General features: G+C 54.0%; 19 protein-coding genes. 7 read left to right on the forward strand and 12 right to left on the reverse strand.

Annotated elements, in window-relative coordinates:
- Nucleotides 1-26: 26 nt before the first annotated feature.
- The gene (gene sodB / locus BFV65_RS08955) at nucleotides 27-608 is read right to left on the reverse strand and encodes a superoxide dismutase [Fe] (RefSeq protein WP_017693553.1); all 582 of its coding nucleotides are present in this window, start codon (nucleotides 606-608) and stop codon (nucleotides 27-29) included.
- A gap of 122 nt (nucleotides 609-730) precedes the next feature.
- Nucleotides 731-1,489 carry a C40 family peptidase gene (locus BFV65_RS08960; protein WP_069596491.1) on the reverse strand — a complete coding sequence of 253 codons (759 nt, stop codon included), beginning with the start codon at nucleotides 1,487-1,489 and terminating at the stop codon, nucleotides 731-733.
- 338 nt (nucleotides 1,490-1,827) lie between these two features.
- Between BFV65_RS08960 and grxD the strand changes: the two genes are divergently transcribed.
- Nucleotides 1,828-2,175, forward strand: coding sequence for a monothiol glutaredoxin 4 (grxD, locus tag BFV65_RS08965; RefSeq protein ID WP_003832760.1), 348 nt, complete (start codon nucleotides 1,828-1,830; stop codon nucleotides 2,173-2,175).
- A 78-nt stretch (nucleotides 2,176-2,253) separates the two neighbouring features.
- On the opposite strand, the gene rnt is transcribed toward grxD, so the two are convergent.
- The 5 genes from rnt to eptA all read right to left on the reverse strand — a co-directional run bounded on the left by rnt (nucleotide 2,254) and on the right by eptA (nucleotide 6,934).
- Complete coding sequence (rnt, locus tag BFV65_RS08970) at nucleotides 2,254-2,913, reverse strand: ribonuclease T (RefSeq protein ID WP_003857625.1); 660 nt, start codon at nucleotides 2,911-2,913, stop codon at nucleotides 2,254-2,256.
- A gap of 96 nt (nucleotides 2,914-3,009) precedes the next feature.
- Complete coding sequence (gene gloA, locus BFV65_RS08975) at nucleotides 3,010-3,417, reverse strand: lactoylglutathione lyase (RefSeq protein ID WP_022647898.1); 408 nt, start codon at nucleotides 3,415-3,417, stop codon at nucleotides 3,010-3,012.
- Between the two features lie 99 nt (nucleotides 3,418-3,516).
- Nucleotides 3,517-4,614, reverse strand: coding sequence for an alkene reductase (nemA, locus tag BFV65_RS08980; RefSeq protein WP_023299948.1), 1,098 nt, complete (start codon nucleotides 4,612-4,614; stop codon nucleotides 3,517-3,519).
- Nucleotides 4,615-4,667: 53 nt separating this feature from the next.
- Nucleotides 4,668-5,267: a TetR/AcrR family transcriptional regulator gene (locus tag BFV65_RS08985; protein ID WP_069596492.1), complete on the reverse strand. Its 600-nt coding sequence runs from the start codon at nucleotides 5,265-5,267 to the stop codon at nucleotides 4,668-4,670.
- 41 nt (nucleotides 5,268-5,308) lie between these two features.
- Complete coding sequence (gene eptA, locus BFV65_RS08990) at nucleotides 5,309-6,934, reverse strand: phosphoethanolamine transferase EptA (protein ID WP_063149322.1); 1,626 nt, start codon at nucleotides 6,932-6,934, stop codon at nucleotides 5,309-5,311.
- A gap of 148 nt (nucleotides 6,935-7,082) precedes the next feature.
- Between eptA and BFV65_RS08995 the strand changes: the two genes are divergently transcribed.
- From BFV65_RS08995 to sodC, 3 genes are all read left to right on the forward strand, one after another.
- A complete protein-coding gene (locus BFV65_RS08995) occupies nucleotides 7,083-7,322 on the forward strand; it encodes a DUF1289 domain-containing protein (protein ID WP_023299951.1) in 240 nt (79 codons plus the stop codon).
- A gap of 48 nt (nucleotides 7,323-7,370) precedes the next feature.
- Nucleotides 7,371-8,267 (forward strand): aldo/keto reductase, encoded by an 897-nt coding sequence (locus BFV65_RS09000; protein ID WP_069596493.1) that lies wholly within the window; start codon nucleotides 7,371-7,373, stop codon nucleotides 8,265-8,267.
- A gap of 80 nt (nucleotides 8,268-8,347) precedes the next feature.
- The gene (sodC, locus tag BFV65_RS09005; RefSeq protein WP_023299953.1) at nucleotides 8,348-8,866 is read left to right on the forward strand and encodes a superoxide dismutase [Cu-Zn] SodC; all 519 of its coding nucleotides are present in this window, start codon (nucleotides 8,348-8,350) and stop codon (nucleotides 8,864-8,866) included.
- Here the strand turns inward: sodC and BFV65_RS09010 are convergent.
- The 3 genes from BFV65_RS09010 to BFV65_RS09020 are packed head-to-tail and all read right to left on the reverse strand — an operon-like array spanning nucleotide 8,845 to nucleotide 11,977.
- Nucleotides 8,845-10,878, reverse strand: coding sequence for an FUSC family protein (locus BFV65_RS09010; protein ID WP_069597096.1), 2,034 nt, complete (start codon nucleotides 10,876-10,878; stop codon nucleotides 8,845-8,847). The two genes, sodC and BFV65_RS09010, sit on opposite strands and share 22 nt — an antisense overlap.
- Nucleotides 10,878-11,738: an efflux RND transporter periplasmic adaptor subunit gene (locus tag BFV65_RS09015; RefSeq protein WP_046620168.1), complete on the reverse strand. Its 861-nt coding sequence runs from the start codon at nucleotides 11,736-11,738 to the stop codon at nucleotides 10,878-10,880. Before BFV65_RS09015 ends, BFV65_RS09010 begins: the two co-directional genes overlap by 1 nt.
- 2 nt (nucleotides 11,739-11,740) lie before the next feature.
- On the reverse strand, nucleotides 11,741-11,977 hold the full coding sequence (locus BFV65_RS09020; protein WP_022647907.1) for a DUF1656 domain-containing protein: 237 nt from the start codon (nucleotides 11,975-11,977) through the stop codon (nucleotides 11,741-11,743).
- A gap of 187 nt (nucleotides 11,978-12,164) precedes the next feature.
- Here BFV65_RS09020 and slyA point away from each other — a divergent pair, with 187 nt between their 5' ends.
- Nucleotides 12,165-12,605: a transcriptional regulator SlyA gene (gene slyA, locus BFV65_RS09025; RefSeq protein WP_032623345.1), complete on the forward strand. Its 441-nt coding sequence runs from the start codon at nucleotides 12,165-12,167 to the stop codon at nucleotides 12,603-12,605.
- A gap of 38 nt (nucleotides 12,606-12,643) precedes the next feature.
- On the opposite strand, the gene BFV65_RS09030 is transcribed toward slyA, so the two are convergent.
- Both BFV65_RS09030 and slyB read right to left on the reverse strand, forming a co-directional pair.
- Nucleotides 12,644-14,005, reverse strand: a complete 1,362-nt coding sequence (locus BFV65_RS09030) for a sensor domain-containing diguanylate cyclase (RefSeq protein WP_032622180.1) — start codon at nucleotides 14,003-14,005, stop codon at nucleotides 12,644-12,646.
- Between the two features lie 196 nt (nucleotides 14,006-14,201).
- Entirely contained in the window at nucleotides 14,202-14,669 is a 468-nt protein-coding gene (slyB, locus tag BFV65_RS09035; protein WP_022647910.1) for an outer membrane lipoprotein SlyB, read from the reverse strand.
- Nucleotides 14,670-14,924: 255 nt separating this feature from the next.
- Here slyB and anmK point away from each other — a divergent pair, with 255 nt between their 5' ends.
- Together anmK and mliC are read left to right on the forward strand one after the other, a co-directional pair.
- On the forward strand, nucleotides 14,925-16,049 hold the full coding sequence (anmK, locus tag BFV65_RS09040; RefSeq protein ID WP_032624364.1) for an anhydro-N-acetylmuramic acid kinase: 1,125 nt from the start codon (nucleotides 14,925-14,927) through the stop codon (nucleotides 16,047-16,049).
- Nucleotides 16,050-16,142: 93 nt separating this feature from the next.
- Nucleotides 16,143-16,466, forward strand: coding sequence for a C-type lysozyme inhibitor (gene mliC / locus BFV65_RS09045; RefSeq protein WP_022647912.1), 324 nt, complete (start codon nucleotides 16,143-16,145; stop codon nucleotides 16,464-16,466).
- Nucleotides 16,467-16,512: the final 46 nt, after the last annotated feature.

Below are 16,512 nucleotides of genomic sequence, written 5' to 3' on the forward strand. Positions count from 1 at the left end.
GAAGGGTTGCCCCTTCTGCGTGTCCCTTATGCGGCGAAGTTCTTCGCAACAAATTCCCAGTTAACCAGTGCCCAGAAATGTTCCAGGTAGTTCGGGCGCGCATTACGGTAATCAATGTAATAGGCGTGTTCCCATACGTCCACGGTCATCAGCGGCGTTGCGCTGGTGGTCAGAGGGGTACCCGCATTAGAAGTGGAAACGATAGCCAGTTTGCCATCAGCCTCTTTTACCAGCCAGGTCCAGCCGGAGCCAAAGTTTTTAACGGCTGCGTCAGTAAATTTCGCTTTGAAATCCGCGAAACTGCCGAACGCGGCGTTAATCGCTGCGGCCAGCTCACCGGTAGGTTCTCCGCCTGCATTTGGAGCCAGGCAGTGCCAGTAGAAGGTGTGGTTCCACACCTGGGCGGCGTTGTTGAATACGCCACCGTCTGAACTGCGCACAATCTCTTCCAGCGTTTTGCCTTCAAAATCGGTGCCCTTGATCAGGTTATTCAGGTTGGTGACATAGGTCTGGTGGTGCTTGCCGTAATGGTACTCCAGGGTTTCCGCAGAAATGTGCGGAGCCAGGGCGTCTTTTGCATACGGTAGTGCAGGTAATTCGAACGACATTGCTACTCTCCTTATAGTTTTATACGTTGCCAATAACCCTACAGACAACAAGGACAGAATAGCAAATTGAAAGAGTATGCAAAAGAGGAACTTACCCCGCCACGGAGGCGGCAGGGCAGGGTCTAGCGAATGGTTTTTGGCGTCATCACTCGGCGCGCACCCACATAGTGGCGCACCCAATAATCTTCGCTGAGGGAGGTGATCTGTATGTCCTGACCGCTGCGCGGTGACTGGATAAATTTACCGTTACCCACATACACCCCAACGTGATCGGCCGTGCCGCGTCCCTGGGTGCGGAAGAACACCAGGTCGCCATTTTGCAGTTCGCCACGGTTTACAGGCGCGGCGTCGCGCAGATGGTACATCTCATTGGCGGTGCGTGGAATGCGAAACTTCACCAGATCTTTATAGGCATAATAAACCAGCCCACTACAGTCAAAACCGGTGCGCGGAGAGGTGCCACCCCAGCGATATGGTTTACCTATTTGCCCCATCAGTTTATTCATCGCCGTTTTTTGCGCTTTCTGCATACGCGCTTTATGCACGTCAGCCAGCTTCGTCACTTTTGCGCATTTCGTTTTATGGCCTTTGCGCACGGTGCATTTATCATTCACCAGGCTGGCGGTCGTGCGAGTGGTTTTGTGCGTGCCGGAACGGAGAGTTTTGGTTTTACTGGAGGCGGTCTTTTTGGTGTGAGCGGTGGTTTTCTTCTTTACTGTTTTGCTGGTGGTTTTTTTCTTACGTTCTGTGGTTTTTGCCAGATGCGTTTTTTGTACAGCAGAATGCCGCGCCTGTTCGGAGGCGTTCGCCGCTGGCGTAAATGGGAGTGTGGTAAACAGTAAAGCACAGAGCGTCATCGAGATTTTAGTTATCCGCGCCACTGGGCAGTCCCCTGATAAGTGCGAGCCAAAATACATACCCGCATGAGATTTACAAAACCAGTCGATTCTAATCCATAAAATCGGAATAAGTTAATAGCATTTTTCATTCAAAAAATGTGTTTCGTTAGCAAGTGCAAAAAAATTCACCATTCTGTCGCACTCTTGTTCGCTCCTTAAGCAAAACCGCACGGCGCGCAGCCTTAAACGTCATTATCAATGCAACTTTACGCGATAGCGGATAAAATAATGAGACGTGACAAAAATGTTATTTTCCGATGTCGGCCTGACCCGCTACAATGTCAGACTGATGCCGTAACAGAAGTTAAAGGAAGCAAGACATGAGCACCACTATTGAAAAAATTCAGCGCCAGATCGCTGAAAACCCGATTCTCCTGTACATGAAAGGTTCTCCGAAGCTGCCAAGCTGCGGCTTCTCCGCGCAAGCGGTTCAGGCGCTGTCCGCCTGTGGTGAGCGTTTTGCTTACGTTGATATCCTGCAAAACCCGGACATCCGCGCTGAGCTGCCAAAATACGCAAACTGGCCGACCTTCCCACAGCTGTGGGTTGACGGTGAACTGGTTGGCGGCTGTGATATTCTGATTGAAATGTATCAGCGCGGCGAACTGCAACAGCTGATCAAAGAGACTGCGGCGAAGTATAAAACCGAAGAGCCGGACGCAGAATAAGTTTTCTGCGGATATAAAAAAGCGACCACATTATGTTGGTCGCTTTTTTTTGTCCTGTGGGGCTGTTGATTACCCAGTCTACGATTGAAGATCGGCCTCGTCGCCCATCGGCAGCGGCCAGCCACCCAGACGTTTCCAGCGGTTGACGATCTCACAGAACAGCTCCGCCGTACGCTCGGTATCGTATAACGCGGAATGCGCCTGAGTGCCGTCAAACGCAATACCCGCCGTGATGCAGGCTTTAGAGAGCACGGTTTGCCCCAGCGCCAGGCCGCTCAGCGCGGCGGTGTCGAAGGTCACAAACGGATGGAATGGATTACGCTTTAGCGAGGCGCGCTCGGCGGCAGCCATGGTGAAGCTGTGATCGAACGTAGCGTTGTGGGCCACCATGATGGCGCGGCTACAGTCATTCTCTTTCATGCCTTTGCGCACCATTTTGAAAATGGCGTGCAGCGCCTCGTATTCGCTTACCGCCCCGCGCAGCGGGTTTGTCGGATCGATACCGTTAAAGGCCAGCGCCTCTGGCTGTAAGTTTGCCCCTTCAAAGGGTTCAACGTGGAAATGCAGCGTGGTGTCCGGTACAAGCCAGCCCTGTTCATCCATCTTCAGCGTGATGGCGGCAATCTCTAGCAGCGCATCGGTTTTAGCGTTAAATCCGGCTGTTTCTACATCAATGACAACGGGATAAAAACCACGAAAACGGTCGCACAGACCGGTAAATTGAGCGTTATCGGACATCAGGGTCTCTTACAAGGGGGAAAAAGCAGTGCGCATTATGGCAAATTTTGAGAGGGGATGCAGCAAAACAACGGGCGCATAGTGCGCCCTGCGGGATCAATTGCCCAGACCGCGACCAGCGTCTTTAGCTTCGATCAGTTCGATTTTATACCCGTCCGGATCTTCAACAAACGCAATCACGGTGGTGCCACCTTTAACCGGACCGGCTTCACGGGTGACGTTACCGCCATTGCTGCGGATACGTTCGCAGGCTTCAGCCGCGTTATCCACTTCCAGCGCGATGTGGCCGTAAGCCGTACCCAGCTCGTAGCTGTCCACGCCCCAGTTGTAGGTCAGCTCGATGACCGCTTCTTCAGATTCCGGGCCGTAACCGACAAACGCCAGAGAGTATTTATATTCCGGATTTTCGCTGGTGCGCAGCAGCTTCATGCCCAGAACGTTAGTGTAGAAATCGATGGAACGTTGCAGGTCGCCAACGCGCAGCATGGTGTGAAGTAGGCGCATAATTTCCTCATTAACCAGTGGAATGGATTATCTTTTTGAACAGAAACGATGTTTTAGTATAGCGGCGAAAGGTCGCCGCTATCAATGTACAAAGCGGGATTACAGTGAAGGGTAGTCGGTATAACCTTCCGCGCCGCCGCCATAGAAGCTTTCAGGGCGCTGCGGGTTCAGTTCGGCTTTCTTCTGCAAACGGGCAACCAGATCCGGGTTAGCAATGTAATCACGGCCAAAGGCCACGGCGTCGATCAGACCTTTACCGATCAGATCCTCGGCTTTCTCTGCCGTATAAGCGCCCGCCCCGATAATCACGCCGTGGAAGCGCTCGCGAACTTTCTGGCGGAAGGCTTCGCTGTAGGGCTTGCCGCCTGCCCAGTCCGGCTCGGACATGTGCAGATACGCGATACCGCGTTTAGCCAGCTCTTCAATCAGATACAGCGCATCCGCTTCTTCGTTCGGACCGTTGTCGACGTTCTGGAAGGTACCAATTGGGGAAACTCGAATACCAATGCGATCTGCGCTCCACTCATTACACACGGCATCTACCACTTCAAGCACCAGACGCGCGCGGTTTTCAACGCTGCCGCCGTACTGGTCGGTACGCTGATTGGAAGACGGTGACAGGAACTGGTGCAGCAGGTAGCCGTGCGCAGAGTGCAGCTCAACCAGGTCGAAGCCCGCTTCACGGGCGTTGGCGACGGCCTGACGGAAATCATTCACGATCCCCGGGATCTCGTCCAGCTCAAGCGCGCGTGGCGTGGTGGTGTCGACGCGAATAGCATTACCGTTTTCATCGCGCAGGGAAGTGCGGGTATTCGCATTCAGGGCAGAGGCAGAAACGGGCGCCTGACCGCCAGGCTGGATGCTGCTGTGCGAGATACGACCGGTGTGCCACAGCTGAACCGCAATACGGCCATCTTCAGCATGAACGCCTGCGGTGATTTTTTTCCACGCGGCGATCTGTTCCGGGCTGTGCAGACCCGGCGCACCGGCGTAGCCTTTGGCCTGGGCAGAAATCTGCGTGGCTTCGGAAATAATCAGGCCCGAGCTGGCGCGCTGACGGTAATACTCACCCATCAATGGCGTTGGGATATCTCCCGGCTCGATGCTGCGCAGACGGGTAAGTGGGGCCATAAACACGCGGTTTGGGGCAGTAACGGCACCCACTTTCAGTGGGGTAAATAGCTTTTCAGCGGACATAATGGCTCCTGAGTAGACCAGTCGACTAGTAAAAGGGTAAATAAAAACGCCGGCTACACGCCAGGCGCGGTAATACAGTTTTTCACATGCGCCAGCGCGCTTTCGAGCGGCACGGCGCTGCGAGACATTTTTGCCTGCAGGTTGGCGCCTAACCAGAGGGAATAGAGCACCTGTGCCTGCGTGAGCGGATCACCGGAGAAGGAGAGCGTTGTTTCATCGCGGCCTTTTTCCAGCGCCTGAGCCAGCAGAGCGATTACGCCGCTGGCCCCTTTATCAATGGCGGTGCGCATATCTTCGGAGAGATCGCACACTTCGGCAGACAGTTTTACCGTCAGGCACCCGCTGATGATGCCCTGCTGACAGAACTGCGTCAGCGTTTCCTGATAGTAGTTCAGAACACGATCCCGGTAGTCACCTTCGCCGCTGGCGAAGTGGGCTGCCAGGCGCTGATGGTAGCTGGCGTAGTGCCGCTCCAGCATGGCTACGCCAAACGCCTCTTTGGATCGAAAATAGTGATAAAACGATCCCTTAGGCACTTCAGCGGTTTTTAATAACTCGCTCAGCCCCATACCGGTAAACCCGCGATGCATGCAAAGGCGCTCGCCGGTAGCCAGCAAATGTTCTCGTGTATCGTGTTCTGTATGTCTGCTCATGCCTTTACTCTAATAGACCGTTCGGTCTAATGCAAGCCCGCTTAGCGACGACATTGCGACAAAATATCCAGCTGCGGCTGATAAACCACTGATTTCACGTCCATCATGCCCAGAACCGTGGCAAACAAATTGTCCTGTGAAACTGCCTCTTTTGCAGCATGGTTACGCAGGCAATCCGTGTTTACGCCGAAGTTTTTCGCATAGTCCGGGGAGAGCCAGAACATAAACGGAATATGCGTTTGCTGCTCCGGGGCCAGCATATACGGCGTACCGTGCAGGTAAATTCCGCTTTCGCCCAGCGATTCGCCGTGATCGGAGAGGTAAATGAGCGCTGTGTTCATACTGGCCTTCCGGGCTTTTAGCGCGTCGATGGTTCGGCTGAGCACGCTATCGGTATACAGAATCGAGTTGTCATAGGTATTGATCAGCGACTGATGATCGCAATCCTGAATTTCATTGGTATCGCAGGTTGGGGTGAATTTCCGGAAGCGGTCCGGGTAACGGTTGTAATAAGCCGGACCGTGGCTGCCCATCAGGTGTATCACCAGTACGGTATCCTGCTTTATTCCGTCCAGCACGTTGTCCAGGCGGTACAGGTTGACGTCGTCGATACAGGATTTGTCCTTACAGAACTGATCCAGTTTCCACTGGGTCATATCCGTGTGCGGCACACGGTCGCAGGCACCTTTACACCCGCCGTCATTGTCGCGCCACAGCAGGTTGAACCCGGCGTGGTTAAGCACATCGAGCAGTCCTTCCTGATGATGGGCGAGGTCCGCGTCATATTTTTTTCGCGTCATGCCGGAGAACATGCAGGGGACGGAAACGGCGGTTTCCGTGCCACAGGAGGAGGCCTGTGGGAAGTTGATGACATCCCGCTTTTTCAGCTCGGGGTTGGTTTCACGGGGGTAACCATTTAACGAATAGTTTGCAGCGCGGGAGGCTTCGCCCACCACCAGAACCAGCACGGTTTTCTTACGTTGGCCGGAAATCAGCGCCCCTTTATGGGCATCCTCGCCAATGCGGACCAGCGTCTGGTCGCCGGCAAACCAGCGCATTTTGCTGTACTTCACAACGGCGCTCACGTAGTTCGCCGGAGTGACCATTTTGACGATGCTTTTGTTATTGCGGAACAGCGAAGCATAGTCTTTATAGAACACTGCCGCGACGAGAATGATCACCAGCAGCGCACCGAGTATAGCGGCGAAACGTGTTAGCAGGGCATACCACCATTTTCCGGTTCGAATGCGCGTCAGGGCTAAGATGACGGAAGGGACCAGACCCGCGACGGCCAGCCACAGGATCAGCTGCGGCGTTACCAGGGCTGTCGCTTCCTGGGAGTTAGTCTCAAACACGTTCACAATCATGTTCTGATCGATAACCGCGCCATAGGTGTACATAAACCAGGTCGCGGCGGCGCATCCTATGGTCAGGGCAATCATGAGCGGCTTGCGAATAAAGGGAATATTCAGCAGGCTAAAAACAATGACCCAGCCGCAGAACAGAACCAGCGGCACACTGGCGGCAAAAAGCACGTCGTGCAGACGGGCAGGTGCGATAATTGACCAGCTGCGCTGGATAAACAGCGCATTGAACACGGTGAAGAAAAGCGCACAGGCGAGGGTAAATTTCGTATCGTTACAGTGTAACTTTTTAGTGAGCCACATGATGACCAGACCATTCATTATATCAATGCGGCGAGTATAAGAAGGGAAGATTAGCGAAACCTTAATGCCCTGTTTGTGACGGACACTCCTTGCATGCAGGCCATTTAGGGTCTTCACTGTAGGGAATAATGACGTTCTGGAGGTAGGTGTGGCAGAGCAACTGGAATTTTTCCCTGTCCAGAGCCCGTGCCGGGGTATTTGCCAGGTTGATGAACGAGGATACTGCCGTGGCTGCATGCGCACACGCGATGAACGTTTTAACTGGCAAAATTTCAGCGACGCGCAAAAGCAGGAGGTCTTACGGCTCTGCCGACAACGTCTGCTGCGCAAAATTCGTGCAAACAAAGCGGTTGAAACTGAAGAACCTCAGCAACCTTCACTGTTTTAGCAGGGTAATTGCGTATACTGGTGACATGACTTCCTTGAGGAAAATGTTATGGTTCAGCGTATTACCCTTGCCCCGCAGGGCCCGGAATTCTCCCGATTCGTTATGGGCTACTGGCGCCTTATGGACTGGAATATGTCTACGGTCCAGCTGGTGGACTTTATAGAAGAGCATCTCGATCTCGGGATCACCACCGTCGATCACGCTGATATTTATGGCGGCTATCAGTGCGAGGCCGCTTTTGGCGAAGCGCTGAAGCGTGCGCCAGCGCTGCGTGAACGTATGGAGATTGTGACCAAATGCGGTATTGCCACCACAGCAAAACCGGAGCATGCACTTGGGCATTACATCACTGACAGCGCGCATATCGTTAAAAGCGCTGAGCAGTCACTGGTCAACCTGGCCACCGATCGTATCGACCTGCTGCTGATCCACCGTCCCGATCCATTGATGGATGCGGATGAGGTTGCGGAAGCGTTCCTGACGCTACACCAGAGCGGCAAAGTGCGTCATTTTGGCGTGTCTAACTTCACCCCGGCACAGTTTGCGCTATTGCAGTCTCGCCTGCCGTTTACGCTGGCGACGAATCAGGTGGAGATCTCGCCTGTTCACCAGCCGCTGCTGCTGGACGGAACGCTCGATCAGCTGCAACAGTTACGCATTCGTCCGATGGCCTGGTCTTGTCTCGGCGGCGGTCGCCTGTTTAACGATGAGGCCTTCCAGCCGCTGCGAAACGAGCTTGAAACCGTGGCCCGCGAACTGAATGCGGAAAGCATCGAGCAGGTGGTTTACGCCTGGATCCTGCGCCTGCCGTCTAAACCGCTGCCAATTATCGGCTCCGGCAAAATTGAGCGCGTACGCGCTGCGCTGGTGGCTGAAGAGCTGGATATGTCGCGTCAGCAGTGGTTCCGCATCCGCAAGGCGGCTCTGGGCTACGACGTACCCTGAGTGCGTGGAGTCTGACTTTCCGGTGAAATCTGCGCCTCTGGTATAGACTTAAGGTGCAAAAAATAACCCGTGGAGGTCATATGAAGCGTTTTGCTCTGGCAGTGGTCACGCTGGTTGTTTGCGCAGGAGCGCAGGCAGCCAGCGAGGACGTTGAAATGAATCTCGTCACTTCTCAGGGAGTAGGCCAGTCCATCGGGACGGTGAAAATCACCGAAACCGATAAAGGGCTGGAATTTGCTCCCGATCTCAAGGCTCTTCCACCCGGTGAACATGGTTTTCACGTTCATGCCAAAGGCAGCTGTCAACCTGCAATGAAAGAGGGGAAACCTTCAGCCGCTGAGGCCGCTGGGGGGCATCTGGATCCGCACAACTCTGGTAAGCATGAAGGCCCGGAAGGTATGGGGCACCTCGGCGATCTGCCGGTGCTGGTGGTGAATAACGACGGTAAAGCCACCGATCCGGTTGTTGCGCCCCGGCTGAAAAAGATTGACGAGGTCAAAGGCAAGGCGCTGATGGTCCATGTGGGCGGCGATAACATGTCCGATCAACCTAAACCGCTTGGCGGCGGCGGGGCGCGCTATGCCTGCGGGGTGATCTGATCGCCAATTGTTCCGGGTGGCGGCGCCTGTTCAAGCTGTGACAGGGAGCAGTGCAGCCGCCAGATAATGGACGCCAGATCGCGGGCCGCAGGCTGATGGTGGTGCGCCAGAGCGTCGCAAATACGCTGAAGCTCGGCGAGCGTGACGCTCAGGGGGCGTTGCTGAACTCCGCGCTCGCTCATCACATCGCGGAGCATGGAAATACAATTATCGCGGACCTGCGAAAGCGGGTCGGAACGCGTCTCCCAGGCACGCAGCTGCCACACCACGTGCGAACAGTTCAGCAGCACCACGCCCCAGCGCAGTAGCCAGCGACGGGAGAGGGAATCCTGGCTGTTGTTCAGCTGGCTGACATGATGGTAAACCAGCGATTCATACTCGCTTTCACGCAGATGCGGGCTGCGACTCAGTTGATCGACAAAACCCCTGCGCAGCTCACGAATATGCCTGCGGCTTTTACGCGCATCCGAGCCCGGGCGTAGCACGGCGAAAGCCAGCCACGCCAGCCCCACGCCGAGGATCTTCGCCAGGTTATCATTGAGAAAACCAGCGTAATCGTAAACCGGAGGATTCGTTACAGAGATAAATGAGCCCATAAAAACAATCAACTGCCCCCACAGACCGGCCAGTTTTGGCATTTGCAGTTTGAGCAACTGCATGGTGGTTAACAGCGGGAACAGAAACAGCAGAAATTGCCAGAGGTCGGTTATCTGCACCATCAAACCAAATTTCACCACGAAGCTGAACAGCGACAGCAGTACCAGCGTACGCAGCAGAAGCGTCAGGGAATTAAACGGGGAAGCTGCGACGGAATAGAGCACGCAGCTGATTGCCGCAAGCGTCAGGGCTGCACTGCCCGCATCCCATTGGGTGGTGATGGCCCATGCGCCCACGGCCGTCAACGCGCAAAACGTACGAAAACCGCTCCACAGCGCCTCCATTGCGTCGGTATGGCGCGCCAGAGCTGGGCTACCGGGAACGGAAAATTCGGTGACGGGCGTGGCATTTTCGACGGCTTTTAACCAGCGGCTGCTGCGCAGATACAGGCGGCAGAAATAGTTCAGACGCTGCCAGAAGGCGCGGTGCCGGTAATCATATTCATCCGTTGGGGCGAGCGGCGCGATAATGCGGGCCACGGTATAGATATCGGCATCCGGACGCGCAAGGGCGGCGAGCAGCGCCTCGATAACTTCCCGGGTATGGGCTGGCGGCGCAGGCCAGTTCAGCAACATCCGGCGAAGGCTTGAGATCGCACTCGTCATCCGCAATTGCTGGTGCAGTAAATAGTTCAGGAGCGTGTTCTGGCGACGAAAACGGTAGTGGCTCCAGAATGCCTGGATGCGTAACAGGTTCATGGTCAGGATCTGGCCGATGACCTTTTCGTGTGCTAGACGGATGTTATCGCTGCTATCAGGCTGCCAGAGCAGGCTGGCATGTTCCAGCAAACGCGCGTGCATCGTTTTAAGGGCGGTGATAAGCGTAGTGCCATCCGAGGTGCTGGGCAGGATCATCATCATGACGCCGCCGCACAGAATGCCGACCATCACTTCACATACGCGTGCCTGGGCGATGTCCCATAGCTCGGTGGTATCCAGCACGTTGACGACCGGAAAGGCGATAATGGCTGCAGTGTAACCTGCCAGTTGAAACGCGTACGCAACGTTGTTGGTAAAATGGGCGCAGGCCCAGGTGCACAGCCCCAGCCATGCCGACATGCTTAACAGAAAGAGCCAGGGATCGTTCAGGGTATGGCCGGCAAGAAGCAGTGCAGCGGTCGCACCCAGCAGGCTACCCGCCACGCGCCCGAGGCTTTTACTGATAACGCCCCCGACGGTAGGGAAGCTGACGACCGCCGCAGAGGTCATCGCCCAGTAAGGCTCATCCAGATTCAGATAATAGGCAACCGTAAGCGCAAGGCACATGGCGATGCCGTTACGCAGCGCGTAACGCCACTGCGGCCGTGTCGCTTTTATCCACGGCGTATTGCGCCAGGAGAAAGCTCCCAGGTTCATCATCGCGATCCGATGGCGACGGTGCAGGTTGTGCCAGAGACCAGAGTAATGTCTTTCGGCAGTTGCTCTAACTCGACGCGAACAGGCACCCGCTGAGCCAGACGCACCCACGGTACGTTGGGTTTGATGTCAGGCACCAGACCAGAATCGGTTTCCACGCTCTGATCGTAAATTGCCCGACCTATGCTACTAACGTGACCCTGTAACGTCTCTGCACCGCTGTAAAGCGTGATCCGGGCAGGCGCACCCTCGCGGATATGCCGCAGCTTGGTCTCTTCAAAATAACCTACAACATAGAAAGAGTGGCTATCTACCAGGGCAAAGACCGGCTGGCCTGTGGTGGCGTAATCCCCCACACGGGTCGACAGGCTCGTGATCCATCCATCCACCGGAGCTTTGACAACGGTCTGGGTCAGTTGCCACTCGGCCTGTTTCAGCGTTGCCTCTGCAACCTTCAGGCTGGCCTGCATGGCTTTTACATTGATATTGGCGGTATCGAGATCTTCCGCAGAGATGTAATTCCTCGACAGATGTCGGCGACGTTCGGCTTCGTTATTGGCTTTTGCCAGATCTGATTGAGCTTTTGCGAGCTGCGCCTGGGCATTGAGCACCGCAATGTGGAAAGGGGTCTCATCGATGCGGAATAACACATCGCCCGCATGAACAAACTGGTTGTCCTTCACCAGCAGCGCGCTGATACTGCCGGACACCTGTGGCGTGATGCTGACCTGTTCTGCGCGGATCTTGCCGTCACGCGTCCAGGGCGACTGCATGTAATAATTCCAGAGCCACCAGCCGGCCATAAGCGCCAGCGCTAAAACGAAAAGAGTGGAAAAATATTTTAACGTTTTCAATGCTATTCTCACCACACGGTTAACACGGCAAGGCCAAGACAGACGGAAAGGGTAAACAGGGAGAGATCCATTAACATCGGGTGCCAGATTTCACCGGAATACATCCAGTCGCGCAGCAGACGATGCGCAATGAGCCAGATCACAAAACCGACCATCACGGCTTTAAACAGTGGCGGAAAGTAGACCGATGCGCCGACAATCAGATCCTGGAGGGGCAACCCTGCGGAGAGGGAAAAGAACGTCACAAGCAGTGATCCTTTGCAGTGGGGTGAGGGCCACAATGGCATATTTCAATGCGATGGCGCATTACCGTTCAGTGTAAATCATCCTTTCAGGAATGATGAATACCGTGATTGCATTTGTTTTGGCAATACAAATACTGCAAACTATTCTAAAATCACTATAATCACTTAGCAAGCTAATTATAAGGAGATGAAATTGGAATCGCCATTAGGTTCTGATCTGGCAAGGTTGGTACGCATCTGGCGTGCTCTGATTGACCATCGCCTGAAACCTCTGGAACTCACGCAGACGCACTGGGTTACGCTGCATAACATTCATCAGCTCCCGCCCGACCAGTCACAGATCCAACTGGCAAAAGCGATTGGCATTGAGCAGCCGTCACTGGTGCGCACTCTTGACCAACTGGAAGAGAAGGGACTTATCTCCCGACAAACCTGCGCCAGCGACCGTCGCGCCAAGCGGATCAAATTGACGGAAAAAGCGGCCCCGATTATTACTGAGATGGAAGCCGTCATTAGTAAAACGCGTGGGGAGATCCTTGAAGGTATTTCCCCCGCTGAGCTGGAGATGCTGATAGGACTCATCGCCCGTCTTGAGCAGAACATCCACGATCTGCAGTCTCGCGACTGACCGAACGTAAAGGCCTTGCGAAATCAAGGCCTTTCTTATTATCTGAACACCACCACCCGGTTGCGCCCTGTCTCTTTTGCCTCATACATGGCTTTATCCGCGCTCTCCACGCAGGTTTCCGCACTGGTTTCCGGCGAGGTTGCAGTGAATACGCCCATGCTGATGGTAATGGGTTCCGGCAGATGACCGCCGCTGCTGGCTTTATCAAACCCGCTCAGCTTGAGGCGAATGCGCTCGGCCACCTGCCGCGCGGCGTCTGAAGGGGTATTTGTCAGCATCAACACAAACTCTTCACCACCGATTCGGGCCGCGATATCCTGGGGGCGCACGGAATCCGTCAGCAGATTAGAGACGAACTGTAATACCTTATCGCCCTGCAAATGCCCGTAACAGTCGTTGATACGCTTGAAACGGTCAAGGTCGCTTACTACCACCGATACCGGGCGTGCCTCCGTTGCAGTGCTGAGGGCGTAGTTTAATGAATCATAAAAATAGCTGCGATTATAAAGACGGGTAAGCGGGTCGCGGATTGAATTTTGATATGACTGCTGGTATTTGACGTGCGAGTCACGATACAAATTAAAGACGTCGGAAAGCAAAATGAAAATAATCATTAATGTCGCGACAGTTTCGAATAACCGGGCGCGGTACCATGATACATCTTCTACGTATCCACCTAACAACAGCATTAACAGCGTGACGACATAACAGACGCATAAAAAATTGCCGCCCGCCCAGAACAAATTTCTTATCCGAGTCACGACCATCAGGGTGATTAATGTGACAACCCAAAGAATGACCAAAATGATGTTGATGGTCTGGCTCCAGAGAATCATGAACTGCCGGGTTTCATTATCCACAAGATCCAGGGTTAACGTCGTGGAATGGCTGGAATAGAACCACGCCAGCCAAAGCATGCAGCCCGTAAAGAGAGCCGATCCGACAACAATACCGATGTGGGTGCTTCGTGAAAGGGGGGAAACGCGAAGCGTATAAAGTAAGGCTGAGGCCATCATGAGCACCGCCATTAAGAGGTGTCGGAACATATAAAAGATCATCGCGTCATTATAGTTCGCCTCGTTGAACTGATAGAGATCCAGCCAGCCTGGAAAACTGGATAGCGTACCCACCATCAGCAGTGCTGAACCGGCAAAGGCTGACGCAATCGGAACGAGATATAGCCGTTTTTTATCACACCAGTATTTCATTGCCATAAAACAGGCGATAAACAGATGGAATACCAGAAGAAAAATAGTGAGCGTAGGGAAAAATAGCGGAGAGAATGAAGGAACCCATTCAACAAGTTTTATAAAACAACCTTGTAACACGGCAATGATAAAAATGCACCCAAGTGCAAAGGCCACAAAGCGGTTCATTACAAATCGACAGTTCGCAAGCATAGAATGTTAAAAAATTAAAAAGAGGAAAAAGAGAATCAGACGAGTCTAAAGGAGGGAAATAAAAAATACTTTGCGCAGGAACAATATCAGAGGGAATTAATTATACGCCGTGTGAATGTATTTTTATAAATACATTTTTTAAAATGATAGTTTTTGTAAATGGATGCGGCCCGAAAGGACCGCATCCGTCGGGATATTAACGCGGGGAGACGGTGACCTGGCTACCGTTGCTTGCCAGTACAACACGCTGGCCTGCAGAGAAGCGAGTATTACCCTGTTTCTGCACAACCATAATGGTGCTGCCATCGTCTTTACGGATTTCCAGCTCAACGCCCTGAGTTTTGTTCATCGCACCCTGAACGCCCTGACCCGCTACGCCGCCTGCAACTGCGCCTGCTGCGGTAGCCAGAGAGCGACCGGTGCCGCCACCAATGGTGTTACCCAGGAAACCACCCAGCACAGCACCACCGATTGCGCCCACGACGTTCGTGTCATCACCACCCTGAATCTGAACAGGACGGGCATTAACGATAGTACCGTAGGTCACGTTCTGTACCTGTTTAGCTTCAGAAGCACTATATACGTCGCCGGAGAGTGAATTGTCGTTCACACAACCCGCCAGTGTTAAACCAATCAGCGAAACGCCCAGTACACGTAAAATCATTTGACTCTCCTGTTCACCAAAAAACGCCCGGTTGGGGCATCCGTTATGGCTAAATTATATGGCATTCCTGACCACAGTTCATATCTTTGCATGCCGAATAGATAAATTTTACCTGAACGGGGCTTAACGGGACATAAACAAAAACCGTCTGTGCTACAGGTCTGAGATTGTTAAAAAATATTATCACCGGATAGCAAAGCAGCGTTATTTATGATGGAGTGGTTGCACTTAGCCCATGTAACGTAAGGAAAGCGCATGAAATCGGGTCGCTATATCGGTGTGATGTCTGGTACCAGTCTTGACGGTGTGGATGTCGTTCTGGCCGCCATTGATGAAAACATGGTGGCGCAGCAGGCAAGCCTGACCTGGCCTATTCCGGTCTCGTTAAAAGAAGAGATCCTGAGCATCTGCCAGGGGCAACAGCTGACGCTTTCCCAACTGGGCCAACTGGATGTGCGTCTGGGGGCGCTGTTTGCTGATGCGGTATTGGCCCTGATGCAGCAAGAAAGACTTCATCCGCAGGATGTCGTGGCAATAGGCTGCCATGGCCAGACCGTCTGGCATGAACCTGTCGGCGAGGCGCCGCACACGATGCAAATTGGCGATAATAACCAGATTGTGGCAAAAACCGGCGTGACGGTGGTGGGGGATTTCCGTCGTCGCGATATGGCCCTCGGCGGGCAGGGGGCGCCACTGGTTCCGGCATTTCATCAGGCGCTGCTGGCGCACCCGGTGGAGCGCAGAATGGTTCTGAACATTGGCGGGATTGCCAACCTGTCGATGCTCATTCCCGGGCAGCCCGTGCGTGGATACGATACCGGGCCCGGTAATATGCTGATGGATGCCTGGATCTGGCGTCAGAACGGTAAACCCTACGACAAAGACGCGCAGTGGGCCAGCCAGGGGAAAGTGATCCTTCCCTTGCTGCAAGCCCTGTTAAGCGATCCATTCTTTGCCCTGCCAGCGCCGAAAAGCACGGGGCGAGAGTATTTCAACTACGGCTGGCTTGAACGTCATCTGGCACGCTTCCCCGGCCTTGCGCCTCAGGATGTGCAGGCTACGCTGACTGAGCTTACCGCCGTGTCGATTTCTGAACAGGTGTTGCTCAGCGGCGGGTGCGAGCGTCTGCTGGTATGCGGAGGCGGAAGCCGCAACCCCCTCCTGATGGCACGCCTCGCCGCCCTGCTGCCGGGCACCGAAGTCACGACCACTGACGAAGCCGGGATCAGCGGAGACGACATGGAAGCGCTGGCCTTCGCCTGGCTTGCCTGGCGTACGGTTGCCGGTCTGCCCGGGAATTTACCCTCCGTCACCGGTGCGCGAGAGGCGAGCGTCCTCGGTGCTATTTTCCCGGCAAATCCGCGCCATAATCAGAGTTAACTGAAATTCAGCGGGAGGCATAACCCGTAAAATAGGGAAAAACAGGAGGGCGGTTAGGCCCTCCAGGACCAGGATAGTCTTCGGAATCTGCCCATGAAAAAACTTCTTCTCATTGCTGTACCTTTTCTTATGACCGGATGCAGCGTCTATAACCAGTTCGTTGAGCGTATGCAAACCGATACGCTGGAATATCGTTGTGATGAAAAACCGCTGACGGTGAAGCTGAACAACACTCGCCAGGAAGCCAGCTTTGTTTATGACAATAAGTTGTTGACGCTGAAGCAGGGGATGTCCGCCTCCGGGGCGCGTTACACGGATGGGATCTACGTCTTCTGGTCAAAAGGTGACAGCGCCACCGTCTATAAGCGAGACCGCATTGTGCTGAACAATTGTCAGCTGGAAAATCCGAAGCGTTGAGATTTTTGAAGGGGACGCGCACAATAGCGCCACCCAATCTCACTTT

The organism is Enterobacter hormaechei subsp. hoffmannii (assembly GCF_001729745.1).
Taxonomy (GTDB): domain Bacteria; phylum Pseudomonadota; class Gammaproteobacteria; order Enterobacterales; family Enterobacteriaceae; genus Enterobacter; species Enterobacter intestinihominis.